Origin of the sequence: Solimicrobium silvestre (assembly GCF_002976435.1) — a bacterium.
Taxonomy (GTDB): domain Bacteria; phylum Pseudomonadota; class Gammaproteobacteria; order Burkholderiales; family Burkholderiaceae_D; genus Solimicrobium; species Solimicrobium silvestre.
In genome coordinates this window covers 1-26,186 of record NZ_PUGF01000027.1, presented here as the reverse complement: position 1 = coordinate 26,186, position 26,186 = coordinate 1, and the positions used below count along the sequence as shown (strand labels likewise).

General features: G+C 45.2%; 17 protein-coding genes and 2 tRNA genes. 10 read left to right on the top strand and 9 right to left on the bottom strand.

Going from position 1 to position 26,186, the window contains the following annotated elements; translation table 11 throughout:
• Positions 1 to 86 precede the first annotated feature (86 nt).
• Both nadB and purT read right to left on the bottom strand, forming a co-directional pair.
• On the bottom strand, positions 87 to 1,742 hold the full coding sequence (gene nadB, locus S2091_RS20425; protein ID WP_105533821.1) for an L-aspartate oxidase: 1,656 nt from the start codon (positions 1,740 to 1,742) through the stop codon (positions 87 to 89).
• Between the two features lie 122 nt (positions 1,743 to 1,864).
• A complete protein-coding gene (gene purT / locus S2091_RS20420; protein WP_105533820.1) occupies positions 1,865 to 3,097 on the bottom strand; it encodes a formate-dependent phosphoribosylglycinamide formyltransferase in 1,233 nt (410 codons plus the stop codon).
• A 281-nt stretch (positions 3,098 to 3,378) separates the two neighbouring features.
• On the opposite strand from purT, the gene S2091_RS20415 reads away from it, so the two are divergent.
• The 4 genes from S2091_RS20415 to S2091_RS20400 all read left to right on the top strand — a co-directional run bounded on the left by S2091_RS20415 (position 3,379) and on the right by S2091_RS20400 (position 6,169).
• On the top strand, positions 3,379 to 3,651 hold the full coding sequence (locus tag S2091_RS20415; RefSeq protein ID WP_105533819.1) for an HU family DNA-binding protein: 273 nt from the start codon (positions 3,379 to 3,381) through the stop codon (positions 3,649 to 3,651).
• A 29-nt stretch (positions 3,652 to 3,680) separates the two neighbouring features.
• Positions 3,681 to 3,756 (top strand) — tRNA-Val (locus S2091_RS20410).
• 27 nt (positions 3,757 to 3,783) lie between these two features.
• Positions 3,784 to 3,860 (top strand) — tRNA-Asp (locus S2091_RS20405).
• Positions 3,861 to 4,237: 377 nt separating this feature from the next.
• Positions 4,238 to 6,169, top strand: coding sequence for a SurA N-terminal domain-containing protein (locus S2091_RS20400; protein ID WP_105533818.1), 1,932 nt, complete (start codon positions 4,238 to 4,240; stop codon positions 6,167 to 6,169).
• A gap of 66 nt (positions 6,170 to 6,235) precedes the next feature.
• Here the strand turns inward: S2091_RS20400 and kdpE are convergent, their stop codons facing one another.
• The 6 genes from kdpE to kdpF all read right to left on the bottom strand — a co-directional run bounded on the left by kdpE (position 6,236) and on the right by kdpF (position 14,411).
• Positions 6,236 to 6,949, bottom strand: a complete 714-nt coding sequence (kdpE, locus tag S2091_RS20395) for a two-component system response regulator KdpE (protein WP_105533817.1) — start codon at positions 6,947 to 6,949, stop codon at positions 6,236 to 6,238.
• Between the two features lie 14 nt (positions 6,950 to 6,963).
• Positions 6,964 to 9,663, bottom strand: a complete 2,700-nt coding sequence (locus tag S2091_RS20390; RefSeq protein ID WP_105533816.1) for a DUF4118 domain-containing protein — start codon at positions 9,661 to 9,663, stop codon at positions 6,964 to 6,966.
• Positions 9,664 to 9,785: 122 nt separating this feature from the next.
• Positions 9,786 to 10,358, bottom strand: coding sequence for a potassium-transporting ATPase subunit KdpC (gene kdpC / locus S2091_RS20385; protein WP_105533815.1), 573 nt, complete (start codon positions 10,356 to 10,358; stop codon positions 9,786 to 9,788).
• A 9-nt stretch (positions 10,359 to 10,367) separates the two neighbouring features.
• Entirely contained in the window at positions 10,368 to 12,464 is a 2,097-nt protein-coding gene (gene kdpB / locus S2091_RS20380; RefSeq protein WP_105533814.1) for a potassium-transporting ATPase subunit KdpB, read from the bottom strand.
• 34 nt (positions 12,465 to 12,498) lie between these two features.
• On the bottom strand, positions 12,499 to 14,322 hold the full coding sequence (kdpA, locus tag S2091_RS20375; protein WP_105533813.1) for a potassium-transporting ATPase subunit KdpA: 1,824 nt from the start codon (positions 14,320 to 14,322) through the stop codon (positions 12,499 to 12,501).
• Positions 14,322 to 14,411 (bottom strand): K(+)-transporting ATPase subunit F, encoded by a 90-nt coding sequence (kdpF, locus tag S2091_RS20370; RefSeq protein WP_105533812.1) that lies wholly within the window; start codon positions 14,409 to 14,411, stop codon positions 14,322 to 14,324. Before kdpF ends, kdpA begins: the two co-directional genes overlap by 1 nt.
• Before the next feature lie 458 nt (positions 14,412 to 14,869).
• Between kdpF and ppnN the strand changes: the two genes are divergently transcribed.
• Both ppnN and S2091_RS20355 read left to right on the top strand, forming a co-directional pair.
• Positions 14,870 to 16,240 carry a nucleotide 5'-monophosphate nucleosidase PpnN gene (gene ppnN / locus S2091_RS20360; RefSeq protein WP_105533810.1) on the top strand — a complete coding sequence of 457 codons (1,371 nt, stop codon included), beginning with the start codon at positions 14,870 to 14,872 and terminating at the stop codon, positions 16,238 to 16,240.
• A gap of 90 nt (positions 16,241 to 16,330) precedes the next feature.
• Entirely contained in the window at positions 16,331 to 17,302 is a 972-nt protein-coding gene (locus S2091_RS20355) for a chemotaxis protein (protein WP_105533809.1), read from the top strand.
• A gap of 76 nt (positions 17,303 to 17,378) precedes the next feature.
• On the opposite strand, the gene S2091_RS20350 is transcribed toward S2091_RS20355, so the two are convergent.
• The gene (locus S2091_RS20350) at positions 17,379 to 17,882 is read right to left on the bottom strand and encodes an FKBP-type peptidyl-prolyl cis-trans isomerase (protein ID WP_105533850.1); all 504 of its coding nucleotides are present in this window, start codon (positions 17,880 to 17,882) and stop codon (positions 17,379 to 17,381) included.
• A 188-nt stretch (positions 17,883 to 18,070) separates the two neighbouring features.
• On the opposite strand from S2091_RS20350, the gene S2091_RS20345 reads away from it, so the two are divergent.
• From S2091_RS20345 to S2091_RS20330, 4 genes are all read left to right on the top strand, one after another.
• On the top strand, positions 18,071 to 19,957 hold the full coding sequence (locus S2091_RS20345; protein WP_105533808.1) for an MFS transporter: 1,887 nt from the start codon (positions 18,071 to 18,073) through the stop codon (positions 19,955 to 19,957).
• 252 nt (positions 19,958 to 20,209) lie between these two features.
• Positions 20,210 to 21,748 carry an efflux transporter outer membrane subunit gene (locus tag S2091_RS20340; RefSeq protein ID WP_112886624.1) on the top strand — a complete coding sequence of 513 codons (1,539 nt, stop codon included), beginning with the start codon at positions 20,210 to 20,212 and terminating at the stop codon, positions 21,746 to 21,748.
• A gap of 87 nt (positions 21,749 to 21,835) precedes the next feature.
• Positions 21,836 to 22,957 carry an efflux RND transporter periplasmic adaptor subunit gene (locus tag S2091_RS20335; RefSeq protein WP_105533806.1) on the top strand — a complete coding sequence of 374 codons (1,122 nt, stop codon included), beginning with the start codon at positions 21,836 to 21,838 and terminating at the stop codon, positions 22,955 to 22,957.
• A gap of 10 nt (positions 22,958 to 22,967) precedes the next feature.
• Positions 22,968 to 26,024: an efflux RND transporter permease subunit gene (locus tag S2091_RS20330; RefSeq protein ID WP_105533805.1), complete on the top strand. Its 3,057-nt coding sequence runs from the start codon at positions 22,968 to 22,970 to the stop codon at positions 26,022 to 26,024.
• Positions 26,025 to 26,186: the final 162 nt, after the last annotated feature.

Sequence of the window (26,186 nt, the reverse complement as noted above, 5' to 3'; positions counted from 1 at the left end):
ACCGTCAATAAACAAAGGAATTAATCAAAAGTAACCCGTGGGCACAAAACCGTGCCCACCCTACAATATTGAGTAATTTATCAGCGTTAACGCCCGTGCCGAATTTTTCCATTCCGTGTTTTTTCACGCAGTTGCGGAGCCAATACCGTTGGAATTGCTTTAGGTAAGGTATCCGGGAAATCGCGACTAAAATGCAGGCCGCGGCTTTCGCGACGTGATAGCGCGCTGTTGACGATCAGTGACGCCACATCGACCAAATTACGCAATTCCAGCAAGTGATTGGTGATGCGGAAGTTGGCGTAATATTCGTCGATTTCTTCTTTCAATAAACGAATCCGATGCTGGGCGCGTTCCAGACGTTTAGTGGTGCGCACAATGCCGACATAATTCCACATAAAGCGGCGCAATTCATCCCAGTTATGAGCGATGACAACTTCTTCGTCGGCGTCGGTTACACGGCTTTCATCCCAACTTGGTAAGTCAGGCGAGCGCAAAATTTCTTGATCGGCAATTTGTTCGGCCACCGCTTTGCCGATCACCAAACATTCTAATAATGAGTTACTGGCAAGCCGATTTGCGCCATGCAAACCGGTATACGAAGTTTCACCAACTGCATATAAACCTGCTAAATCGGTGCGTCCAGTCATGTCGGTGACGATGCCGCCGCAGGTGTAATGCGCTGCTGGCACGACGGGAATCGGTTGTTTGGTGATGTCGATGCCTAATTCCAGGCAGCGTGCATAAATAGTGGGGAAGTGTTCTTGTAAAAACTCAGGCGGTTGATGGGTGATGTCTAAATCAACATGGTCTAAACCGCGTTTTTTCATTTCAAAGTCAATCGCGCGCGCCACAACATCACGCGGCGCTAATTCAGCACGCTCGTCGTGCGCTGGCATAAACCGTTTTCCTGCAGATGTACCTGCTTCGGCGGGCAGTTTCAATAAACCGCCTTCACCGCGTACCGCTTCGGAAATCAAAAAAGATTTGGCATACGGGTGATACAAACAGGTCGGATGAAATTGAATAAATTCCATATTCGCAATCCGGCAACCGGCGCGCCATGCCATGGCAATGCCGTCGCCGGTGGCCGTGTCTGGATTGGTTGTGTACAAATACACTTTGCCTGCGCCGCCGGTCGCTAATACTGTATGTTGCGCGGTGACGGTATGCACTTTTCCGGTTTGAACGTCTTGCACATATAAGCCTAAACAGCGCGCTGGTGTTGGGTTGACGTTGGCGCTGGCAGGATCGGCTAATTTATCTGACGTAATCAGATCAATCGCGTAATGATGCTCAAATAACGTGATGTTGGGATGGTTGCGAATTTGCTGTTCTAGCGTGACTTGCACCGCGTGTCCGGTGGCATCCGCTGCATGAATAATCCGGCGCTGACTGTGGCCTCCTTCACGGGTCAAATGGTAGCCAAGCTCGGCATCTGCATCTGGGGTAAAGGGCACACCTTGAGCGATAAGCCAATCAATTGCGCTGCGACCGTTTTCTAAAATATAGCGTGTGGCCGCTTCATCGCATAAACCGCCTCCGGCGATGATAGTGTCCGATAAATGCTGCTCAACGCTGTCGCCAGAGTCTAATACTGCAGCAATGCCGCCTTGCGCCCAGCTACTTGAGCCATCTAATAAACTGCGTTTAGAAAAAATGGCTACTTTGTGATTTTCTGCCAAGTGTAGCGCGACTGAAAAGCCCGCTAACCCGCTTCCAATGATTGCAACGTCGTAATTCATGATTCGTCTAGAAGATGTGAGTGGGCTAAACTATAGACGCTTTGTTGAAAACGGTAAAACATTTTCAACAAATACGAGCTGCGTCATTGTTTAAAGACTATTAGCCATGCCAAATAAGCGCGTTAAACGACGACCGGCTTCACTTTAGCTGCTGCTTGTTTGGCTTTAGTGCGAGCCGTATCCGTGTCTGGAGCCGTAGCTAAAGTCACACCCATGCGACGACGGGTAAATGATTCCGGCTTGCCGAATAAGCGAATATCCGTGCCGGGTACCGAGAGCGCATCCGCGACGCCTTGGAATGCAATCGCACGAGCGTTGTGTTCGCCATAAATAACCGCCGATGCGGCAGGGCAGCGTAAGCTGGTATCCACCGGCAAACCAAGAATCGCTTTGGCATGCAACTCGAATTCATTTTGCACCTGTGACGCCATCGTTACCATACCGGTATCATGCGGGCGCGGGCTGACTTCTGAAAACCAGACCATCTCGTTTTTAACAAATAACTCAACGCCGAACAGTCCCAGTCCGCCTAAATTATCAGTGACTTTTTTAGCGATGTTGCGGGCATTTTCAAGGGCTTGCGGATGCATCGCCTGAGGCTGCCAAGACTCAACATAATCACCTTGTACTTGTACATGGCCGATTGGTTCGCAGTAATGGGTCGCTGGCTGGCCGTTAGCGTCTAATGCACGCACTGTCAACAGCGTAATTTCATAGTCAAAATCGATGAAGCCTTCCACAATTACGCGGCCATTTTGTACCCGGCCACCGCTTGCGGCGTATTCCCAGGCAGCGTCAACTTCGCTGGCATTATCAATCTTTGACTGGCCTTTTCCTGATGAAGACATGACCGGTTTAATAATGCATGGATAGCCGATAAAATCGCAAGCGGCACGCATTTCTTCCAACGTATCTGCAAAGCGGTAAGGTGATGTTGGCAGGCTTAATTCTTCGGCCACTAAACGTCGAATTCCTTCGCGGTTCATAGTTAGCCAGGTGGCTCTGGCAGTGGGGATAACCCGTACTTTGCCGGCGGCTTCTAATTCAACTAACGTAAGCGTCGCAATGGCCTCAATTTCAGGCACGATTAAGTCAGGTTGTTCTACAGCTATTAAGTTGGCGAGTGCTACACCGTCCGTCATATCAATAACGTGCGAGCGATGCGCAACTTGGTGGCCTGGAGCATCTGCATAACGATCAACAGCAATCACTTCAACGCCTAAACGTTGTAATGAAATAATCACTTCTTTGCCGAGTTCGCCGGAGCCTAGCAGCATAACTTTGGTTGCGCTATGTGATAAGGGAGTGCCAATTTGCACGGAGATATTGTTGGCGGAATTAGAGGATTTATTCATATTTTGAAGGAAGCACTGCAGCATTGAAAGACCCTAAATTATACTGATTAGTAAGCCGCGTACGATTTTCACGCATTATTTTTTTATTCCTTAGTAAAATTTAGTTAAACCGCTTGACACCGTGCTGTAGGACTTGTTTAATACGAGGGCTGATTTTCTGCCGTAAAAGGTGGGAAGAAGTGAGAATGAACAAAAACCAAATGAATTGACGCGTGATGATGCGCGAACATTGAATGTCGATAAGCATCGACACAGAAATTAACTTTTGCTAGGGGACGTAAGTGAATAAAACCGAATTGATTGAACATATCGCCAAAACAGCAGATATTTCCAAAGCTGCGGCAACACGTTCGTTAGACGCGATGATAGGCGCAGTTAAAGTAACCCTGAAAAAAAATGGCACTGTAACCTTGGTCGGTTTCGGTACTTTTTCAGTTGGAAAACGTGCCGCACGTGTGGGTCGTAATCCAAGAACTGGCGAAGCCATTAAAATTAAAGCGGCGAAAGTACCAAAATTTAAACCTGGCAAAGGTTTGAAAGATGCGGTAAACTAACGCCCTCAATGCAGCTTAGCTGTTTAGTTGGGTGCTTAGCTCAGTTGGTAGAGCGGCGCCCTTACAAGGCGTAGGTCGGGAGTTCGAGCCTCTCAGCACCCACCAATTAAACAAGTTGCATGGCCAAACACAGGAGTGGTAGTTCAGTTGGTTAGAATACCGGCCTGTCACGCCGGGGGTCGCGGGTTCGAGTCCCGTCCACTCCGCCAAATACAAATGCCCGCGCAAGCGGGTATTTTTATTTGTGGAATGGAGTGAGTCGCCAGTGCGGGTGCCAAAGAGATTCGAAGCGATTCTCCAGTCAGCGGTATGTATACGAGCCCTCATAACGTAGCCAAATATAAATTCCCTGACAAGCAGGCGTTTTATTTGTGGCGAGAAAAAGCCACCTGCGTAGCTTCTAATGATTTTTCCTTTGCAGTGTTGTAATAATCCTTAAAACACTGCTAGAATCGCACTTCGTTTCTACCAGATTCCACCAGAAATTTTAAAAGTGAACGTAAGTTCCTTTTTTTTATATGCAATGGCCTTTATAAAATATCGAAGCCGCCTGAGCGCCCACCAGCATGTGAATGAGTGATCCACCATGTTTGAATATGTACGTACCCACCAGCGTTTAATGCAGTTCATTTTGCTGTTATTTATCGTTCCATCTTTCGCCCTAGTTGGCATATCTAGTTACGTTCGTGGTAACAACGAAGAAACTGTAGCTAAAGTAGCCGGCGAAAATATCTCGCAACAAGAGTTTGATGATGCGTTACGTCAGCAGATGGATAAAATGCGTCAGCGGTTTGGCGATAAGTTTGATGAAGCGATGTTTAATACGGTAGAAGCAAAAAAATCTATCCTGGATAATTTGATTGCTCAACGCGTATTAAGAGCAGAAGTGAAGAATCAAAACCTCAGCATCCCTGATCAAGTTTTGCAACAAAATATTTTGGCTATCCCTGGTCTGACATTGCCGAATGGCTCGTTTGATAATGAAGGATATAAGAACGCTTTAGCGGCGCAACGTCTGACTCCTACAATGTATGAAAGTGGCGAAAGAGAGCGCTTGGCTCAACAACAATTAACTACCGCCATAGAAGGCAGTGCTTTTGTTCCTAAAGCAGTTCTCGCCCAAGTCAATGCAATCACCAGTCAAGAGCGTGAAATACAATCAATTGACTTTAAAGCAGCTGATTTTGTGAGTCAGGTCAAAATTACTGATGCAATGCTCAAAGCCTATTACGATAAAAATGGCGCTCAATTTCAGATTCCAGAAATGGCTAAAATTGAGTATGTGGTATTGAGCGGCGAAACTATTGCAGCGCAAATGACCGCGTCTGACGAAGAAATTAAAGCTTACTACGATCAAAATATTAAAAATTACAGCGTAGACGAGCAACGTCGCGCCAGTCATATTTTAATTAAAGTGAATAAGGGCGCTAGTGCCGCTGAAAAAGCCGCTGCCAAAGCGAAGGCTGAGGAAGTGTTGGCTTTAGTGCGCAAGCAGCCGGAAAACTTTGCTCAGTTAGCTAAGCAATATTCAGAAGATGAAGGCTCTAAAGCACAAGGCGGCGATCTTGATTTCTTCGCTAAAGGAATGATGTTAAAACCGTTTGAAGATGCAACATATAAATTAAAAGAAAATGAAATTAGTGATTTGGTTGAGTCAGATTTTGGCTTTCACATCATTCATTTAACAGCGATTAAGCCAACATCGGTTAAACCGTTGGATCAAGTAAAAGATCAAATTAGTGCTGACATTAAAAAGCAAAAAGCTGGCAAGAAATTTAGCGAAATGGCAGAGACGTTTACCAATACTGTGTACGAGCAATCAACTAGTTTGCAACCAGTAGCGGATAAATTGAAGCTGACTATAGCAACTGCTGATAATCTTACCCGTGTTCCAAATTCGGTTAATCATTCCAATCCAATTTTGGCTAACCCTAAATTTTTGAAGGCATTGTTCTCGGATGACGCTATCAAAAATAAACGTAATACGGAAGCATTGGAACTAGGCGCAAACACGCTGGTATCGGCGCGCATTGTGGAACACAAGCCAGCCAGCAAGCGTCCTTTTGATGAAGTTAAAGATGTGATTACTGCACGTGTTACTTTAGCTGAGTCTGAATCATTAGCACAAAAAGCGGGTCAAGCAAAATTGGCCAGTTTGATAGCGACACCTGATGCGGCTGGTTTTGGTGATACAAAACTGGTTTCACGGATTCAGCAAGGTGGTATTCCGGGTGCTGCGTTTGATTTAATCATGAAGGCAGACACACGTAAATTACCAGCCTTTGTTGGCGTTGAATTGCCTGGACAAGCATATGCTGTGTACCGCATCAACAAAATCCAGCAAGCAGCCCCTGATGAAGGACGTACTGCGGAAATCGCCAAGCAGGTTGATAATGTTACTGCCTCAGATGAGTTTTTTGCCTACGTTGAAATGTTAAAACAAAAAGGGAATGTAAAAATTGTTAAGCCTTTTGTTGCAACACCAGCAGAACTCGCTGGCGCTAAAGCAGCTTCTTAAATTAGTAATGAGTTAAATAAAAAAGGGTAGCTTCGGCTACCCTTTTTTGCATCTTGTTGAAGAGCTTTAAGATTTACGGCTGTCTTGAATAACAAGTCGATAGCCAACACCAGTTTCAGTTAAAAAGTGTTTTGGTTGGGCAGGTGCCTGCTCTAATTTTTGACGTAAATTAGCCATGTAAATGCGCAAATAATGATTGCTCTCTGAGTGGTTCGGTCCCCAGACATCATTCAGTAGCTGGCGGTGTGTCAGCACTTTGCCGGCATTGCGTGCCAATACCGATAACAGGCGATATTCGATGGGGCTTAAATGAATTGCTTCTTCATTTTTAGTCACGGTGCGTAAAGAAAAATCGACGGTAACGTCGCCAAATTGAAATAGATGGTCGTTTGAGGTTGCGCTTGGTTGGCGGCGTCGCAAATGAGCGCGGATCCGTGCAATGAGTTCAGCGGTGCCAAACGGTTTGCTTAAATAATCGTCAGCACCAGCATCCAGTGCATCCACCTTTTCATGTTCCTGGGTACGTGCGGATAGCACGATGATAGGTACTTCGCTCCAGCTTCGTACTTCACGGATGAGTTCAATACCGCTGATGTCCGGCAAGCCTAAGTCGACAATGATAATGTCGGGTTTTCTGGTGGCGCATTCGATCAAGCCTTGCTTGCCCGTTTCAGCCTCATGGACGTTGATACCTTCATTGATTAACGCGGCACTTAAAAAGCGCCTGATTTGTTTTTCGTCTTCGATTAAAACTAGATTGATGGTGGTTTCGTTAGTCATTAGTAAGTTTTGAGTTATTCGTTTTCAATTTTAGGTGCATCGCCAAGTGGTAGCGAAAAACTGATATTGGCACCTTGCATTGGTGCGTTAGTGGCCCATATTTTACCGTTATGGGTTTCGATAATTGCTTTGCAAATAGCCAAACCTAAACCCACTCCATGCGTGGCGGATTCTTTTTCACCGCGGGTAAATTTTTCAAATATTTTCTCTTCCATTCCAGCTGGTAGGCCTCGGCCATTATCAATAACGCTTAAAATAAACTCGTCATCCTTTACTTTTGCTTTTATTAAGATTTGATCGTGCCCATATTTAACGGCATTTTCAATTAAATTACACAAGACGCGTTCAATCAGCACCGCATCAAATGACAATATCGGACAATTTTTATCTATTTCAAGTTTAATCTGATGTTTTGCCGTTAGCTGGCTTGAGATGCGCAACGCACTGCCGATCACTTCATCTATCGGTTGCCATTGCTTGTTAAGCACTACTTTCCCCGATTGCAGTTTAGCCATATCCAGCAAGTTAATAATCAAGCTGTTCATGTGCTGTGCCTCTTCATTAATTCCATGAATTAATTCGGAGCGGATTTTTTCACTTAACTGCGATTGTTCAACCAATGTACTGGATAAGCCAATAATTGCGGTAAGCGGTGTACGTAAGTCATGCGAAATCGCTGAGAGTAGTGAGTTGCGTAAGCGTTCTGCTTCAATATTAATTAATGCATCCTGGGCGACTTCCACGTAGTGTACGCGTTCGAGTGCCAGCGCAATTTGCGCGGCAAAAGTGTCTAACAACTGCTGCTGTTCAGGCTGAAAAATCTGTCTTGGCTGTAGTGGTGCAATCGCTATTACGCCACGCGTGCGCATCGGAGCTTGTAAAGGTACATACAGCAGAGCATTAGCGGGCAGGGTGTTGGTTCCGAGGCCCGCACGCTGTTGATGGTCATACACCCATTGCGCAACTCCGAGATCAAGGTGCTCAGGAACGCTGCTGGTGTTGGCTAACGGCTGACGAATTTTTTCATGGCTATCTGGCAGCAAGATCGCTATTTTTGCTTGAAAAATCCCAACCAAATGCTCATTACTTATTTCAATAATCTGTTCCACCATTAATGCCGATGAAAGCGCTTTACTCATGGTATTCAAGGCATTGGTGCGCCGCTCCCGATAACTGGCAATACGCGCTTGGTAACGCAAATTTGCGGTCAAGTTACTGATGATCAGAGAGACTGCCAACATAATCACAAAAGTAAATAGGTATTGGGTGTCCGAGACAGAGAATGAATAACGCGGCGGCACGAAGAAAAAGTCAAATGTGGCGACGCTGAGAAAAGAGGCAAAAATACTCGGCCCGCGTCCAAAGCGGATGGCAATTAATACGGCGGCCAGCAAATACAGCATGATGACATTGGCCAAATCAAATACATTGAGTAAGCCTTCGGTAATGCCTGTGACGGCTATACAAATGGCTGCCGCCCACAAATAACCCCAGGGTTGCACGTCGTTGCTGCCCGCCGCCCCAGTTAACGTATCGTAATGGGTATGGCTACCACCGCTGATTGGTTCCGGTTCAATGTCATGCCCAACTACATAGACATCCACATCGGTGGTGCGGCTGGCTAATTCGTCTGCCAGGCTGGTGCGTAACACACGTGACCAGGTAGGGCGCATCGATTTGCCGATAACCAGTTTGGTCACGTTACGGCTGCGTGCGTAGCTGAGTAATACGGGGGCTAATTTTTCACCGGATAAGGTACTGGTTTCTGCACCTAATTCCTGCGCCAGTTTGAGGGTTTTGTGTATCGCGTCGCGGCGTTTATCTGATAGTTTTTGTAAAGCCGTTGTTTCGATATAGACCGCAATTAAATCAGCGCGCAAACTAGCCGCCAGGCGTGCTGCGCTACGTACCAGTTTATTGCTGCTGTCATGCGGGCCGATACAAACCAGCAGGCGTTCTTTGGCTTGCCAGACGTGATGTATCGATTGATCTGCGCGATAGTCGCGCATTTGCGTGTCAACCTGATCGGCGGTGCGGCGCAAAGCCAGTTCGCGTAATGCGATCAGGTTACCTTTGCGGAAAAAATTTTTGGAAGCACGTTCTGCTTGGTGTGGGATATATACTTTGCCGTCTTTTAAGCGGCGTAATAATTCGTCGGGCGGCAGATCAACCAAGGTGATTTCATCGGCCATATCAAAAACGCGGTCAGGGATGGTTTCCCAGACTCGAATGCCGGTAATTTGCCCAACGATGTCATTTAAACTTTCCAGATGTTGAACGTTGACCGTGGAATACACATTAATCCCTGCGGCTAATAATTCTTCTACATCTTGCCAGCGTTTTTGATGACGCGTACCAGGGATATTTGAATGCGCTAATTCATCCATTAATATCAGCGTTGGTTTGCGTTTTAATGCGCCATCAAGATCAAATTCATCACGCAGCTTGTCGTTGTAATTAATTTTTTGCAGCGGGAGAATATCCAATCCCTCCGTCATTGCAATGGTTTCGCGGCGACCATGGGTTTCAACTACGCCAACGATGACATCCACGCCGAGCAGTTGCTGCGCTTTAGCAGCAGATAGCATGGAAAAAGTTTTCCCCACTCCGGCACAAGATCCAAAAAACAGCTTGAAATGGCCGCGCTGTTGTTTGGCGTCTTCGCGCTGAATTTTATCGAGCAGTTCGTCGGGATCTGGTCGGCTATCAATCATAATTTTTTCTTAAAATGAATTCACATATTCTAAACTAACAATGCAAGGGCAGGTCTGGAACCTGTCCTTGCATAGCTTGGTGCTGTAATGCTGAGTTTGTGTTTGCAGCTTATTTTTGCATCTTATTTTTGTATATCTAATGCTAAATTCAACTGCAGCACATTGACTCGCGCTTCGCCAAAAATACCGAGTTGTGGCGCTTCGGTGTATTTAGCCACGAGCTGTTTTAGCACTTCGGGATTAATGTTGCGCGCTTTGGCAACCCGTTGCAACTGATAATTGATTGCTGCCGGGCTAATTTGCGGATCTAAACCACTGCCGGAAGCGGTGACTAAATCAACTGGAATCGCTTGCGTATTGCTTGGGTCAGCGTCATGCAATGCTTTAATCCGATCTGCCACAGCAGCTTTTTGCGCTGGGTTAGATGGGCCAAAGTTGGATCCGCCAGAGTTCAAGCCGTTATAAGGCATTGGGCTAGTGGCTGACGGACGACCCCAAAAATAACCAGGGCCGCTGAAGTTTTGACCGATCAGGCTAGAACCGACGATTTTGTGGTCTTTTTCAATCAAACTGCCGTTGGCCTGATCGGAAAAAACGACTTTGCCGATGCCGGTAGTGAGCATGGGGTAAATCAATCCGACCAGAATACTAAGCACGACAAATAAACTGACTGCGGGGCGAATGAGGGTTTTCATAGGAGTTCCTTAAGCTAAACCAAGAATGGTCAACACAACGTCGATGAATTTAATGCCGATAAAAGGCACAATCAAACCACCCAAGCCGTAGATTAATAAATTGCGACGCAATAATATGGCAGCGCCTAAAGCACGGTATTTCAAGCCTTTGAGCGCCAACGGAATCAGGCACACAATAATTAAGGCATTAAAAATAACCGCAGATAAAATGGCGCTGGCTGGTGTCGTTAAATGCATCACGTTCAGCGTATTCAATTGCGGATAGGTGCTGGCAAAGGCCGCTGGAATAATCGCAAAATACTTGGCCACGTCATTCGCAATTGAGAAGGTGGTGAGTGAACCGCGCGTCATCAGCATTTGTTTGCCGATTTCTACGATTTCAATCAACTTGGTTGGATTGGAATCCAAATCCACCATATTGCCAGCTTCTTTTGCTGCCTGAGTACCAGTATTCATCGCTACGGCCACATCGGCTTGCGCTAATGCTGGCGCATCGTTGGTACCGTCACCGGTCATGGCAACCAGCTTGCCTTCTGCCTGATGGCTACGGATCAGTTTTAATTTATCTTCCGGTGTAGCTTCTGCCAGAAAATCATCAACCCCAGCTTCAGCGGCAATGGCGGCGGCGGTTAAGTGGTTGTCACCGGTAATCATGATGGTTTTAATGCCCATTTTGCGTAACTCTGCAAAGCGTTCTTTAATGCCACCTTTAACGATGTCTTTCAGTTCAATCACGCCCATCACTTTGCTGCCATCCACTACGACCAATGGCGTACTGCCTTTTTTTGCAACTTGCTCGACCAAGTCACTGACGTTTTTAGGGAAAGCGTGTCCTAAGTTAGTCACGTATTGGCGAATTGCCTCAACCGAGCCTTTGCGAATATGACGTTTTTCCGATGCATTGCCGCTATGAGATTCATCCAAATCGACGCCACTCATCCGAGTTTGTGCCGTAAATGGAATAAAAGTAGCGCCTAATGCCTGAATATTACGTTCGCGTAATTGGTATTTTTGCTTAGCCAAAATAACGATGCTGCGACCTTCCGGAGTTTCATCTGCTAAGGAAGATAACTGTGCGGCATCGGCTAATTGTTCCGCAGTGACACCCGTAGCCGGATGGAAGGTAGATGCTTGACGGTTGCCAAGAGTAATCGTGCCGGTTTTATCCAGCAACAGCACATCGACGTCACCAGCAGCTTCGACTGCGCGACCAGATGTGGCAATCACATTGGCCTGCATCATGCGGCTCATACCGGCAATACCGACGGACGATAATAAACCGCCGATCGTCGTTGGAATTAAGCAGACTAATAACGCGACCAATACGGTGATCGTGATCGGCGAGCCAGCACCAGCGGCTGTTACGCTAAACAGCGAGAACGGCAGCAGCGTTACCGTTGCCAACAAGAAGATAATCGTCAGTGCCACCAATAAAATCGTTAAAGCGATTTCATTCGGAGTCTTTTGACGTTTAGCGCCTTCCACCATGGCGATCATACGATCTAAAAATGCCTCACCGGGATTAACCGAAACACGTACCACGATCCAGTCAGACAGCACGCGAGTGCCACCGGTGACAGAGCTAAAATCGCCACCGGATTCACGAATCACCGGAGCCGATTCGCCGGTAATAGCAGATTCGTCGACTGATGCCGCGCCTTCAATGACTTCACCATCGGCAGGAATCACATCGTGCGCTTCTACCAGCACGACATCGCCCTTGATCAGGGTTGAGCCGTTCACTAGCAACTGGGTTGAACCGTACTTAGGTTGCTGTAGTTTTTTGGCTTTTACGTCTTGTTTAGCGCCGCGCAATGATTCCGCTTGTGCTTTGCTGCGGCCTTCGGCTAGCGCCTCGGCAAAGTTAGCAAACAATAAGGTAAACCATAACCATAAGGCGATGGCAATAATGAAGTTGGCTGGTGCTTCACCCTTGCCGAATACTGCTTGAAAGGCTAGGCCAGTCGTTAGCAAACTACCGATAAACACCACAAACATCACCGGGTTTTTAATCTGGGTGCGTGGCGATAATTTACGGAATGCGTCGACCAACGCGACTTTAAGAATGTCTGGGTTTAATAGGGATTGATTTATTTTATGAGTCATATGTGCTTTCGCTGATATCTCTTAGCTGTTGATCTTAGTGACCAGCGCTAAGTGTCAAATGTTCAATCACAGGGCCAAGTGCCAATGCAGGGATGTAAGTCAGTGCGCCAACAATAATCACGCTGCCGATTAACAGAACCACAAACAAGGGGCCGTGGGTAGGTAATGAGCCAACAGTGGTGGCCAGGCGTTTTTTACGTACTAAGGAGCCAGCAATAGCCAATACCGGAACAATGACCAGGAAGCGTCCAAACCACATGGCGATAGCTAACATGATGTTATAGAACGGCGTGTTGGCAGAAATCCCGGCAAACGCGCTACCGTTGTTATTGACCGCCGAAGAAAACGCATACAGCACTTCGGTGAAACCATGTGCCCCCGGATTTAAAATGCCGGCTTTGCCATCGGTCACGAGTACCGCGATGGCGGTTCCAACCAAGACTAAAAATGGACCTACCAAAATCGCAATCGATACCATTTTCATGTCGAAGGCTTCGATTTTTTTGCCGAGATATTCTGGTGTGCGACCGATCATCAAACCTGCAATAAATACCGCTAATATCGCGAAAATCAACATGCCGTACAAACCTGAGCCAACACCGCCAAATACCACTTCACCGAGTTGAATTAACCAGAGTGGCACCATGCCACCTAGAGCAGTGAATGAATCGTGCATGCCGTTGACCGCACCGCAGGACGCTGCCGTAGTGACGGTGGCGAAAATGCTGGAAGCGACAATCCCGAAACGGGTTTCTTTGCCTTCCATATTGCCGCCAGCCTGAGCAAAGTTGCCGCTGCTGACTTGCGCTGTTTGGTCAATTCCCATGCCATTCAATGCCGGATTGCCTTGCATTTCAGCGGCATTGGCAAAATACGCCATGACCACGAAAATAACCGTCATGGCGGCTAATACTGCCCATCCCTGACGAGGATCGCCAACCATTTTTCCGAATGCAATGCACAACGCAGCAGGAATTAAAAAGATCGCTAATATCTGGATGAAGTTAGACAGTGGGGTTGGATTTTCATAAGGATGTGCCGAATTCGCATTGAAGAAACCGCCACCGTTGGTCCCAACCATTTTGATCGCTTCTTGTGATGCGACTGGCCCCATCGGCAAAGTTTGCGTGGTCGTAGTAAGTGTTTCTTGTACGGCTACGCCTTTAGCGTCTAATACTGGAGCACCGGCAGCATCTACTTTAGGTTGTGTATAGGTCAGTGCTTCAGTCAGGTTAACGGTTTTATACTCGTCGAAATTCTGAATAACGCCTTGGCCCATAAAGAATACGGCAATAATTAACGCTAACGGCAGCAAGATATACAACACGCTGCGTGTGATATCGACCCAAAAATTGCCGATAGTTTGCATGCTGTGCCGAGCAAAGCCGCGAATCATGGCGATGACAACCGCCAAGCCGGTTGCTGCAGAAAAAAAGTTTTGCACTGCAAGGCCCAGCATTTGCGTTAAATAACTCATCGCCGCTTCGCCGGTATAACCTTGCCAGTTGGTGTTGGTAACAAAACTAATCGCGGTATTAAAAGAAGAGTCTGGTGAAATAGCTGCCATGGCTTGCGGATTCAGCGGTAAAAAACCTTGCAGGCGCTGCAAAGCGTATACAGCAAGTACGCCTAATAAATTAAACAGGATGACGGCAAAAGCGTAACTTTTCCAGCCCATTTCGGTGTTGTGGTCAACGCCGCAAATCCGGTAAATAAACCGTTCAATTGGGCCGATCAGGCGTGTAACGGCATTGCCTTCGCCGGACATGATGCGGGCAATATAGCCCCCCAGTGGTACGGCGCACAGCATCAATACAATCAAGAACAGCGCGAGTTGGAAGTGAATAGACGAATTCATTAAAATGTCTCCGCTTTTAATAAGGCATAAACGAGATACACGAACAATAAGGCGGCAATAATTCCAGCGATGATTAATAAGCTATTCATTTATCGCCTCCTAGTCGGCTGCAACCTTTGATAATTAATAGCGTGATAGCGGCAAATAAGAAGATGCCGATCAGATAGGTAATATCCATACATACTCCATTGATGTGGTGAGGGTACGATACGTAAAGTTGGGTAAAGTTGTTGTATAAGTCGCTATTGAGGGTGTAAAAATAGTGTAAACGCGGCGTAAATATATACTCCGGCTGATCTTTGATATTTTTTAACGCATTGAGTGGATCATAGAAAGGTAGATTTTTTATTTTGTGGCAGTATATTTTTACCGCGTTCTATTATCTAAATAATTAAGCTGTTTATTAAATAAATACCCTGGTATGGGGAATTGAAAATCTCGTATTACTAAGTGCATGGTGTCGATTTTGTTAAATTGAATTACACTGATTTCAGCAAGCTAAATTAATTACTTAGCTTTCATTTCAATTTACATCAATGAGGGCAATATGGAATATCCGGTTCTAGATACTCAAATTTCCCCTGAAGGCAGGCTAGACGTTTTATTAAAAGCCGAAGTCAATAAGTTACTTGATACCAGCCATGGGGGCTTGTATACCATCTTCAGACACTGTACTTTAGCAGTATTAAATAGCGGCAACGCGTTAGATGATGGTAAAGAATTGCTCGCTAGGTATCCTTCTTTTTCCATCAGTATTATTCATCGCGAGCGCGGCATTAAGCTAGACATAAAAAATGCACCAGCTAGTGCATTTGTCGATGGCGTGATGATTAAAGGTATTCAGGAGCATGTGTTTGCTGTGTTGCGCGATATCATTTTTCTGAATAGTGAAATTGAAGGTAACGCGCAATTTGACATCACGACCTCGCAAGGAATTACCGATGCTGTCTTTCATATATTGCGTAATGCCAATCAATTGCATCCGCTAGTTAATCCTAACCTAGTGGTTTGTTGGGGCGGGCATGCTATTTCCGGCAACGAATATGATTACACCAAACACGTTGGCTATCAGCTTGGTTTGCGTGGTTTAAATATTTGTACCGGCTGTGGGCCTGGTGCTATGAAAGGGCCGATGAAGGGCGCAACTATTGGGCATGCCAAACAGCGCATTGCTAATGGTCGCTATTTAGGGGTAACAGAGCCGGGAATTATTGCAGCAGAAGCACCGAATGCCATCGTTAATGAACTGGTGATTTTGCCTGATATAGAGAAGCGACTGGAAGCCTTTGTGCGCTTAGGTCATGCCATCGTGATCTTTCCTGGCGGGGCTGGCACGACCGAAGAGATTTTATATATTTTAGGCATCTTGTTGCATCCAGATAATGTTGATACGCCTTTCCCATTAATATTTACCGGGCCTGCCAGTGCGGCTGGTTACTTTAAATTAATTGATCAATTTATTGGTGCAACGTTAGGCGCTCAGGCACAAAACCGTTACCAGATCATTATTGATAATCCCGTATTGGTAGCGCAACAAGTGCTAGCCGGTATTGGTGAGGTGAGGGCGTATCGCAAAGCGACTTCAGATGCCTATTATTTTAATTGGGCGCTGAAAATTCCTAACGAATTCCAACACCCATTTATCCCGAATCACTTGAATATGCGGCAATTACAGTTACATAAAAATCAGGATACGCATTTATTAGCGGCAAATTTGCGGCGTGCCTTTTCAGGAATTGTTGCGGGCAATGTCAAAGAAGCCGGAATTCGCGCGATTGAAGAATTTGGACATTTTGAGTTGACGGGCGATTCCGATTTAATGGAATCAATTGATGCGCTATTAACTTCTTTTGTGCAGCAACAGCGTATGAAGTTGCCCGGTAAACTCTACGTACCTTGCTATCGCATCATAAAATAAGTTTTCTGTCGGAAATGCCTAGCCTGTTTAGAAATCGTCACTATAATCTATTCATAGCTGGGTAACTTCGACCGACTCCTTGGAGGTAACATGAGTTCAATTCAACAAGAAATTGATGAACGTACCAATTTAACGGCATCGAACAAGTTTGAACTGCTTTTGTTCCGTTTGGGAGTCGCAAAACATACCTCGCACGCTGAATTATTTGGGATTAACGTCTTTAAAGTGCGTGAAATTGTCGCTATGCCTAGCATCACAGAAGTGGCTGGCGCAGTAGAAAATATGCTGGGCGTGGTTAATTTGCGTGGGCAAATTATTCCCGTGATTGATTTGCCAACGGTAGTTGGATGCGTTCCAAGTTCTGGGCTTAATATTTTATTAGTCACCGAATATGCCCGCTCGACCCAAGGTTTTGCGGTTGAGTCGGTTGAAGAAATAGTTCGTTTAGACTGGGGCCAAGTGCTTTCAGCCGAATCAAGCTCGGTAGCTGGGATGGTCACAAGTATTGCGCGTTTAGATGGCGATATTGCCAACACCCGTTTAGCCCAAGTGCTTGATGTGGAGCAAATATTACGTTCAATACAACCTGAAGAGCCAGAAATTGACGCAAAAACGGTAGGCCCAACGTTGCTGTTGCCTCCGGGAACCTTAATTCTTGCGGCCGATGATTCTCATATGGCACGTACCTTGATTGAGCGCGGCTTAACGGCAATGGGAGCGCCGTTTATTATGACTAAAACCGGTAAAGAGTGTTGGGAGAAATTACAGGCATTGTCGAATGAGTTGGAAGCGCAGGGCAAAACAATTCATGACAAAGTCGCATTGGTACTAACTGACTTAGAAATGCCAGAAATGGATGGTTTTACATTAACCAGAAAAATCAAACACGATACTCGTTTCCAGTCGCTACCTGTCGTCATCCATTCGTCATTGACCGGCTCAACCAATGAAGAGCATGTAAAAAACGTTGGTGCGGATGCCTATGTAGCCAAATTTGTAGCGGAAGAGTTAGCGGCGACAATCCGTAAAGTGTTATCGGATGCCAGAATTAAAGCCAGTTAATAAATAAGCTACGGCATAGTCATCAATCTGGTAACTAAGCTGGTCACTTTTTGATGAAGGTGACCAGTTAGTGTGTTTACTTCACGTCCATCAATTCCACATCAAAAATCAAGGTTGCATTCGGCGGTATTGAGTTACTGCCTTTAGTGCCATAAGCCAGATAACCTGGAATAATTAAGGTGCGCTTACCGCCCACTTTCATTCCACTTACACCCATATCCCATCCGCGTATGACGTTTCTGGCATCCACTTGGAATGTCAGCGGTTGTCCGCTGTCACGAGAACTATCAAATTTGAGGCCATGCCGGTCTGCCGCATTCGGGTTGTAAATCCAGCCGGTATAGTGCACGTCAACGTATAAACCTCTCGTTGCTTCAGCGCCTGTGCCGATTTTTTCATCGATTTTAATCAAGGAATTTATTTTTGCAGGCGCTGTGGCAACAGTCATTGGCACTGTTTCTGTGCTGGCAACTGGCGTACTAGCCGCTTGAGTGTTGCTTTGTGCGCTACAGAGTCCGGATACCGCAGATAGCAACAAAATTAATGATGTGTGATGCAATAGTTGATAAGAAATTTTCATGTCTAACTTAGTAAATGGAAAGGGTGGGCAGAGTCGGGATAAAACAGGTGTTGTAATTATATATTTATACTGATTTACATAGCGACTTTTTGCTAAGGGCGATTTAATTTTATTGGCAAGTTTTAAATTCAACATCTTTTTCAGATGTTGATGTATATTCGCTAAATTGTCCAGAATTCCTTTCCCAAATGAAACCAAAAAATCAATTTGTCCTGCTGCTACAACGCCGTTTTGCCCCATTTTTTTGGACTCAATTCTTGGGCGCGCTCAACGATAACGTGTTTAAAACTGCGCTGCTCACGATCCTCACGTTCGACGCTTTAAATTGGACTACGATGGATGTCGGCGTGCTGAATAATTTGATCCCCGGATTATTTATTTTGCCGTTCTTGTTATTTTCCGCGAGCGCAGGACAAATTGCTGACAAGGTAGAAAAAGGCAAGCTAGCCAGAGCAGTTAAATTGCTGGAAATTTTCATCATGAGTGTTGCTGCGCTTGGCTGGTTTTCGCATCAATTGTGGTTATTGATTGTGGCCGTTGCGGGAATGGGGCTGCATTCAACTTTGTTTGGACCGGTCAAATACGCCTACCTGCCACAGCATTTAAAAAACGATGAGTTGGTTGGAGGTAACGGCATTATTGAAATGGGCACGTTTGTCGGTATTTTGTTGGGTGAAATAATTGGCGCCGTGTTGGTGGTCCATAAGCCTTGGGGGATTCATTTAGTCGCACTTGGCACGATCGGAATAGCGATATTGGGTTGTGCTGTGAGCTGGAAAATACCAAGGTCGCCAGCACCCGCGCCTAATCTGGTAATGAATTGGAACCCGTTTACTGAAACAGTGCGCAATATCCGTTTTTCCAGCCGAAACCGCACGGTCTTTTTATCGTTGCTAGGTAATTCATGGTTTTGGTTTTATGGCGCGATTGTATTGGCACAATTTCCGCAATACGCTAAAGAATATTTGCATGGTGATCATAGCGTGTTCGTGTTGTTGCTGGCAGTTTTCTCGGTTGGAATTGGCGCAGGCTCATTATTATGCGAACGTTTATCTGGACATAAAGTCGAAATCGGTTTAGTGCCCTTTGGTGCCATCGGCCTGTCACTGTTTGGCATTGATTTATATTTATCTAGCGTGCAATACGTTAATACTAGCAGCGTTGATTTGTTTCAATTTGTGCAGCAAACGGGCAGTTGGCGGATCTTGTTTGACATTGTTTGCATCGGTATCTTTGGCGGCCTATATATAGTCCCTTTATTTGCGCTCATTCAAACTCGTTGCGATCCAGAGCACATGTCGCGCACTATTGCCGGCATGAATATTTTAAATTCGCTGTTTATGGTGGTAGCTGCGCTGTCAGCAATGGTGATGCTTAAGTCTGGTTTAAGCATCCCACAGATTTTTCTGGTTACAGCCTGCTTAAATGGTTTAGTCGCTATTTATATATTTAGTTTGGTACCTGAGTTTTTAATGCGGTTTTTGGTGTGGTTACTCATACATACGATTCATCGCGTGCGTGGGATCGACATTAGCCGTATCCCGGAAACAGGTGCGGCGGTGCTGGTTTGTAATCACGTCAGTTATTTAGATGCGTTGGTTATTGCAGCTTGCGCGCCACGTCCGATTCGATTTGTGATGGATCATCGGATCTTTAATATTCCGGTATTCTCCTGGATATTTAAAACTGGTAAAGCGATACCTATTGCTTCTGCCAAAGAAGATCCGTGGATCATGGAACATGCTTTTGTGGATATTGCCAAGGCATTGCACGATGGAGATTTAGTATGTATTTTTCCAGAAGGCCGATTAACCCAAAACGGCGAATTGAATACATTTAAAAATGGCATTCAAAAAATCATTGAGCGGACTCCTGTGCCAGTAATTCCGATGGCATTACGCGGATTGTGGGGCAGTATATATAGTCGTGGTAGTGACAACCCATTCAAACGTACATTCCGACGTGGGTTATTCTCAAAACTGGAGTTAATTGTCGGTGAACCAATTCCATCTGAATTGGCAACCCCTGAATTTTTGCAAGAAAAAGTGCAAGCTTTGCGTGGGCAATGGCAATAATGATGATGTTTTTATAGAGAACTTAACTATTTCATCATTTTTATTTAATTTGTAATATTTTAATAAGTAAAAATAATAAAAACCGTTATAATCCGCTTCTGACTTTTGAGTCATTAATGAATTAAGCTGTTTTTAGGCCGCATCCAAATTGAAAGTTTTTAATTCTAATAAATAATCAATTTTTAAAAACGGTATAATATTTATCTGACTTTTCAGTCATTAACACAAATCAGGAGTGTACTAGTGAAAAAAATGATGGAATTTCCCTTAAAAACATTGGCCCTAAGCACAAGCGGGCGAGCAGTTTTAGGCCTTTCTCTTGGTTTAGCTTTAAGTGGCTGTGCCGTTGGCCCAGACTTTAAAGCGCCAGAGGCTCCAGCGCAGACAGTATCCAGTTCTTCCGATGCATACTCATATACGTCAACACCTGTAGCGACACAAACTGAAGCGTCAGAAGGAAAATCGGGCATTTCCCAAAAGTTAGTAGTAGCGCAAGATATCCCTGCGCAATGGTGGGAAGTATTTCACTCTGAAGAATTAGACACATTAATTCGCCAAGCATTAACGCAAAGTCCGGATTTGGCTTCGGCGCAAGCTGCATTACGTCAGGCAAAAGAAAATTACAATGCGCAATCGGGTAATACGCTTTACCCAAATGTCAGTGCTAATTTGGGAGCAGGGCGCGACTTGGCTTCAGCTGTATCGACCAATGTTCCTGGCGGCGAGTTGTATAACCTGTATAACGCATCGGTGAATGTGTCGTATACCTTAGATATATTTGGGGCGAATAAGCGTGAGCTGGAAAGTATGCAGGCGGCGGTAGATTATCAACGTTTCCAAGTTGAAGCTGCTTATTTATCACTCACCGCTAACTTGGTCACAACTGCGATTAAAGAAGCTTCCTTAAGAGCTCAGATTCAAGCCACAGAAGAAATTCTGCAATTTCAGGCCAAACAGCTAGAGGTTATGGAGCGTCAATTAACTTTAGGCGGAATTCCCAAAGTCAGCGTTTTAGAACAACGTAATTTGCTTGCCCAGACACGCGCAAGTTTGCCAGGATTAGAAAAATCGTTACAGCAAACTCGCAATCAGTTGGCTGTGTATGCCGGACGACTGCCTAGCGATACGGGTTTGCCTGAGTTCCACTTAGACTCTTTACAGTTGCCACAAGAATTACCAGTTTCCATTCCTTCGGCGCTGGTGCGTCAACGACCAGATATTCGTGCCAACGAAGCACTGTTGCATCAGGCGAGTGCGCAAGTTGGGGTGGCTACAGCAAATCAATATCCCCAATTTACCTTGTCGGCCAGTTATGGTTCCGCAGCGCTTACACCAGGAAATCTATTTAAAAAAGAATGGAGTTTATGGAGTTTGGGCGCTGGTATAACTCAACCCATTTTTAATGGTGGGGCACTGTCAGCCAAGCGTCGTGCGGCGCTTGCAGCTTATGATCAGATTGATGCGCAATATCGTTCGAATGTCTTGTCGGCTTTCCAAAGCGTTGCAGACAGTTTACAAGCCTTGGACTTTGATGCGAAAACATTAAAGCAGCAAGTGGAAGTTGAAGCTATCGCTAAGCAAACTTTGGATTTAACTACACAGCAATTTAATTTGGGTGCAGTGAATTCTTTAGCGTTACTCGATGCAAAACGTACTTACCAAACTGCACGTATTGGTTTGGTGCAAGCGCAAGCGGCACGCTATGCCGATACCGCAGCGTTGTTTCAATCGCTGGGTGGTGGTTGGTGGAACCGGCCGGATTTAAAAGATATTTCGGTGAAAAATGAATAAGCAATGGCTTTAATCAGTAAAACGTAACATTGAGAAGCATCTTATTTACATATTATTTTGAACATTGAATCGTAAGGGGAAGTATTCATGACTAAGCGTTTGCTCATCATGTTGGGATGTATCGTTGTATTAATTGCCGGAATCGCTTTCGGTTTTTATTTACATATTCAAAAATTAATTGCGAGTTCACCAAAACCTAGTGCTCAAACGGTGACGACAACCAAAGTGGCTGCGGCCGAATGGCAGCCGCAATTATCTTCGGTTGGAACCGTTACCGCTTATCGCGGCGTCGATGTGACTTCTGAAATTGCTGGTTTGGTTCGTGAAATCAAATTTAAATCCGGTCAGCACGTTAAGAAGGGTGATCTTTTAATCGCTCTTAATGCGGACTCTGATATTGCGCAATTACAAGCATTAGAAGCCTCTGCAGAATTGGCTGCGACCGTATTGAAACGAGATGAGGCTCAGTTGGCTGTAGAAGGCGTGAGTCAAGCGCAAGTTGACGCTGATAAAGCCGATTTAAAAAATAAACGAGCATTGGTAGCACAACAAACCGCGTTAGTGGAAAAGAAAACTATTCGCGCCCCGTTTGCTGGCCGCTTAGGAATTACCGCAATCAATCCAGGGCAATACGTGAACCCTGGCGATAAACTGGTAACTCTGCAAACGATAGATCCAATTTATGTGAATTTTTCTATTCCACAAAAACAAAGTTCCATGTTGAAAGTGGATCAAAATCTTAAAATTATTAGCGATGCTTATCCTGAAGCTCCATTTGCAGGCAAGGTAAATGCTATTAATCCAGTGGTTGATGCCAGTAGTCGGAATGTACAAGTGCAAGCAAAATTGAGCAATGAAAAGCAACAATTATTGCCAGGTATGTTTGCCAATGTCAGTCTAGATGTGGGCGATAAAAATAAATATATTACCTTGCCACAAACCGCGATTACTTATAACCCATACGGATCAACAGTTTTTGTTGTGAAGCAGGGCAAAGACGATAAAGGCGCTGCGATGTTGAAAGTCAACCAAGTCTTTGTTACGACAGGTGCAACGCGCGGAGATCAGGTTGCAATTACTAAAGGCCTGGAAGTAGGGCAAGAAGTAGTGACGAGTGGTCAACTTAAATTGAAAAACGACACTTGGATAGTTGTGGATAATTCGGTGCTTCCAGCTAACGATCCAAACCCGACTCCTCAAGAGCATTAAGAGGCAAACGATGAAATTTACCGATCTTTTTATACGACGCCCAGTCTTAGCTATTGTTGTTAGCTTGTTGATTGTGGTGCTCGGTGTGAAGTCACTATTTAGCTTGCCAGTTAACCAGTATCCAAAAACGCAAAATGCGATAGTTACCGTATCTACTGCTTACTATGGCGCTGATGCGCAGACAGTTGCTGGATTTATTACTCAACCACTTGAGTCTGCAATTTCTCAGGCACAAGGGATTGATTACCTTTCTTCCTCCAGCACTAATGGTGTCTCTACTATTACTGCGACGCTGCGATTAAATTACGATGCCAATCGAGCCTTGACGGAAATTAGTACTCAGGTTAATTCGGTTAAAAATCAGTTGCCAGCGCAAGCACAAGTGCCAGTAATGACGGTGCAAACTGGTCAAACTACTGATGCGATGTACATGGGTTTTTATAGTGATACATTGCCGACGAATGATGTGACTGACTTCTTGTTGCGGGCTGTTAAACCAAAATTAGATTCGGTTGACGGCGTGCAAACGGCCGAAATATTGGGCGCACGTACTTTTGCGTTACGGGCATGGTTGGACTCTGGAAAAATGGCGGCCTTTGGCGTAACTGCCGCTGACGTCAGTGCTGCATTAGCCAGCAATAATTACCTGACTGCTTTAGGTGCAACCAAGGGCCAAATGGTCACGGTGCCATTAACTGCGGGTACGGATTTACATTCAGTTGATGAGTTTAAGCAATTGGCCGTCAAGCAAAGTAATGGGGCAATTGTACGTTTGGAAGATGTTGCTACTGTCACTCTAGGCTCTGAAAATTATGACTTTAACGTGGCATTTAGCGGCGTTCGCTCAGTCTTTATCGGTATTAAAGTGGCACCGGAAGCAAATATTCTTGATGTTGCTGAGCGAGTCCGCAAAGCATTTCCTGCGCTTCAATCAGAATTGCCACATGGTTTAACCGGCAAAATTGTTTATGACTCGACTGAATTTATTACTACCTCCATCAGTGAAGTTATTAAAACATTGTTGGAAGCTTTGCTGATTGTTACTATCGTTATTTACTTATTCCTCGGTAGCTTCCGCGCTGTGGTGATACCAGTTATTGCAATGCCACTTTCTTTGATTGGTACCTTTTTCATCATGCTGATGTTAGGTTACTCCATCAATTTACTGACTTTATTGGCGCTCGTTTTAGCAATTGGTCTGGTTGTCGATGACGCCATTATCGTGGTTGAAAACGTCGATCGACATATGAAGGAAGGTAAATCACCGCTTGAATCTTCATTGCTGGCGGCACGTGAACTTGGTGGGCCGATTTTGGCAATGACGGTAGTGTTGATTGCCGTGTACGTTCCTATTGGTTTCCAGGGTGGATTAACCGGTGCTTTGTTTACTGAGTTTGCCTTTACCTTGGCAGGTGCGGTTGCTGTGTCAGGCGTGGTTGCTTTAACTTTGTCGCCGATGATGTGTTCACGCTTCTTTAAACCTGAACAAGATACTGGCCGTTTTGTGATGTTCATTGATCGCATTTTTGAAAAAGTGCGACACGGGTATATGCGAATATTGCACAGCTTACTTAATACTTGGCAAGTTTTGATTGTCATGGCTGTGATTTTGATCGTTTGCTGGGTCATGATGTTTAAGATGTCGAAATCAGAATTGGCGCCTGAGGAAGATCAAGGGATTGTATTATCTTTGGTGACAGGACCACCAACTGCGACTGCTGATCAAATGCAAACCTATGCAGATCAAATTTTTAAAGCCGCTAAAGATTTCCCAGAATATAAGCAAATGTTCCAATTGACTGGCGTGCCTACCAGTAATCAGGGAATTGGCGGTGTTTTGTTGAAAGATTGGGATCAACGGACCCGTGGTGCTAAAGAAGTTCAACTAGAGTTGCAAGAAAAATGGAATAAAATTGCAGGTGTTCGGGTAGTTGCATTCCAATTTCCTGCTCTGCCAGGTTCGTCTGGACTTCCTGTACAAGTGTTGATCACTACTACAGAACCATTTGAAAATCTGAATGAAGTTGCCCAGCAAGTGATTGCGAAGGCACAAGCTTCCGGTAAATTCTATTTCCTTGATAACGATTTGAAACTAGATAAGCCACAGGCAACGTTGGTCGTTGATCGTGACAAAATCGCGACTTTAGGCATGACTCAGCAAGACGTTGGTCAGGCTTTGGGTGCTGCATTAGGTGGCGGCTACGTGAATTACTTTTCGATCGCTGGTCGTTCATATAAGGTTATTCCGCAAGTTCTGCAGGTGAATCGTTTAAATCCAGATGATTTATTGGATTTCCATATCAGAACTCCGGCTGGCGATATGATCCCTGCCAGTACTATTGCGCATATTACGACTACTGTAGTTCCTGAAGCCATTAATCACTTTCAGCAGCTTAATTCGGCAACAATTTCTGGTGTAGCGGGTGTTTCGCAAGGTGAAGCATTGGATATTTTGCGTAATGCTTTAAAAGAAGTTGCTCCAACCGGTTACACAATGGATTATTCAGGTCAATCTCGACTATTTATGAATGAATCCGGTGGTTTTGCAGCGACAGCGGTCTTTGCATTGATTATTGTGTTTTTGGCGCTGGCAGCACAGTTTGAAAGCTTCCGCGATCCGTTAGTGATTCTGGTTTCAGTTCCACTGGCTCTGTTTGGTGCAACAATATTTATTTTCTGGGGCTTTACATCCATTAATATTTATACTCAGGTTGGGCTGGTTACCCTAATGGGGCTGATTAGTAAGCACGGTATTTTGATTGTGGAATTTGCCAACCAGCTACGTAATAAAGGCATGAGCAAACGTGAAGCAATTGAAGAAGCTGCCAGTGAACGGTTGCGTCCGATTCTGATGACAACTGCTGCGATGGTGTTTGGTGTATTACCACTGGTAATTGCATCTGGCGCTGGTGCTGCAGGCCGTCATGCGATGGGGTTGATTATTTTCACCGGGCTGTCCATCGGTACTTTATTTACGTTATTCGTCGTTCCTGCGATGTACATGTTTATTGCAGGTGAGCATGTGGCGGTGAATGAGGTAGATAAGAAAATTGCAGAAATGGCTTAGTACCAAAAGCTAGCTGGAATGAAAAACGCCCTAATTGAACTGCACCCCAAAAGTTGGACATCCGTCCAAACTTTTGGGGTGTTTTCATGAGTAAGTATTCAAAGCAATTCAAACTAGCCGTTGTTAAACGGTATCAGGAAGGTTCAACGGGTTATAAAGCCG

Excerpts from the sequence above, each read along its gene's own strand:
- nadB (WP_105533821.1), bottom strand. The coding sequence starts at position 1,742 with ATGAATTACGACGTTGCAATCATTGGAAGCGGGTTAGCGGGCTTTTCA.
- purT (WP_105533820.1), bottom strand. The coding sequence starts at position 3,097 with ATGAATAAATCCTCTAATTCCGCCAACAATATCTCCGTGCAAATTGGC.
- S2091_RS20400 (WP_105533818.1), top strand. The coding sequence starts at position 4,238 with ATGTTTGAATATGTACGTACCCACCAGCGTTTAATGCAGTTCATTTTG.
- kdpE (WP_105533817.1), bottom strand. The coding sequence starts at position 6,949 with ATGACTAACGAAACCACCATCAATCTAGTTTTAATCGAAGACGAAAAA.
- S2091_RS20390 (WP_105533816.1), bottom strand. The coding sequence starts at position 9,663 with ATGATTGATAGCCGACCAGATCCCGACGAACTGCTCGATAAAATTCAG.
- kdpC (WP_105533815.1), bottom strand. The coding sequence starts at position 10,358 with ATGAAAACCCTCATTCGCCCCGCAGTCAGTTTATTTGTCGTGCTTAGT.
- kdpB (WP_105533814.1), bottom strand. The coding sequence starts at position 12,464 with ATGACTCATAAAATAAATCAATCCCTATTAAACCCAGACATTCTTAAA.
- kdpA (WP_105533813.1), bottom strand. The coding sequence starts at position 14,322 with ATGAATTCGTCTATTCACTTCCAACTCGCGCTGTTCTTGATTGTATTG.
- kdpF (WP_105533812.1), bottom strand. The coding sequence starts at position 14,411 with ATGAATAGCTTATTAATCATCGCTGGAATTATTGCCGCCTTATTGTTC.
- ppnN (WP_105533810.1), top strand. The coding sequence starts at position 14,870 with ATGGAATATCCGGTTCTAGATACTCAAATTTCCCCTGAAGGCAGGCTA.
- S2091_RS20355 (WP_105533809.1), top strand. The coding sequence starts at position 16,331 with ATGAGTTCAATTCAACAAGAAATTGATGAACGTACCAATTTAACGGCA.
- S2091_RS20350 (WP_105533850.1), bottom strand. The coding sequence starts at position 17,882 with ATGAAAATTTCTTATCAACTATTGCATCACACATCATTAATTTTGTTG.
- S2091_RS20345 (WP_105533808.1), top strand. The coding sequence starts at position 18,071 with ATGAAACCAAAAAATCAATTTGTCCTGCTGCTACAACGCCGTTTTGCC.
- S2091_RS20340 (WP_112886624.1), top strand. The coding sequence starts at position 20,210 with ATGATGGAATTTCCCTTAAAAACATTGGCCCTAAGCACAAGCGGGCGA.
- S2091_RS20335 (WP_105533806.1), top strand. The coding sequence starts at position 21,836 with ATGACTAAGCGTTTGCTCATCATGTTGGGATGTATCGTTGTATTAATT.
- S2091_RS20330 (WP_105533805.1), top strand. The coding sequence starts at position 22,968 with ATGAAATTTACCGATCTTTTTATACGACGCCCAGTCTTAGCTATTGTT.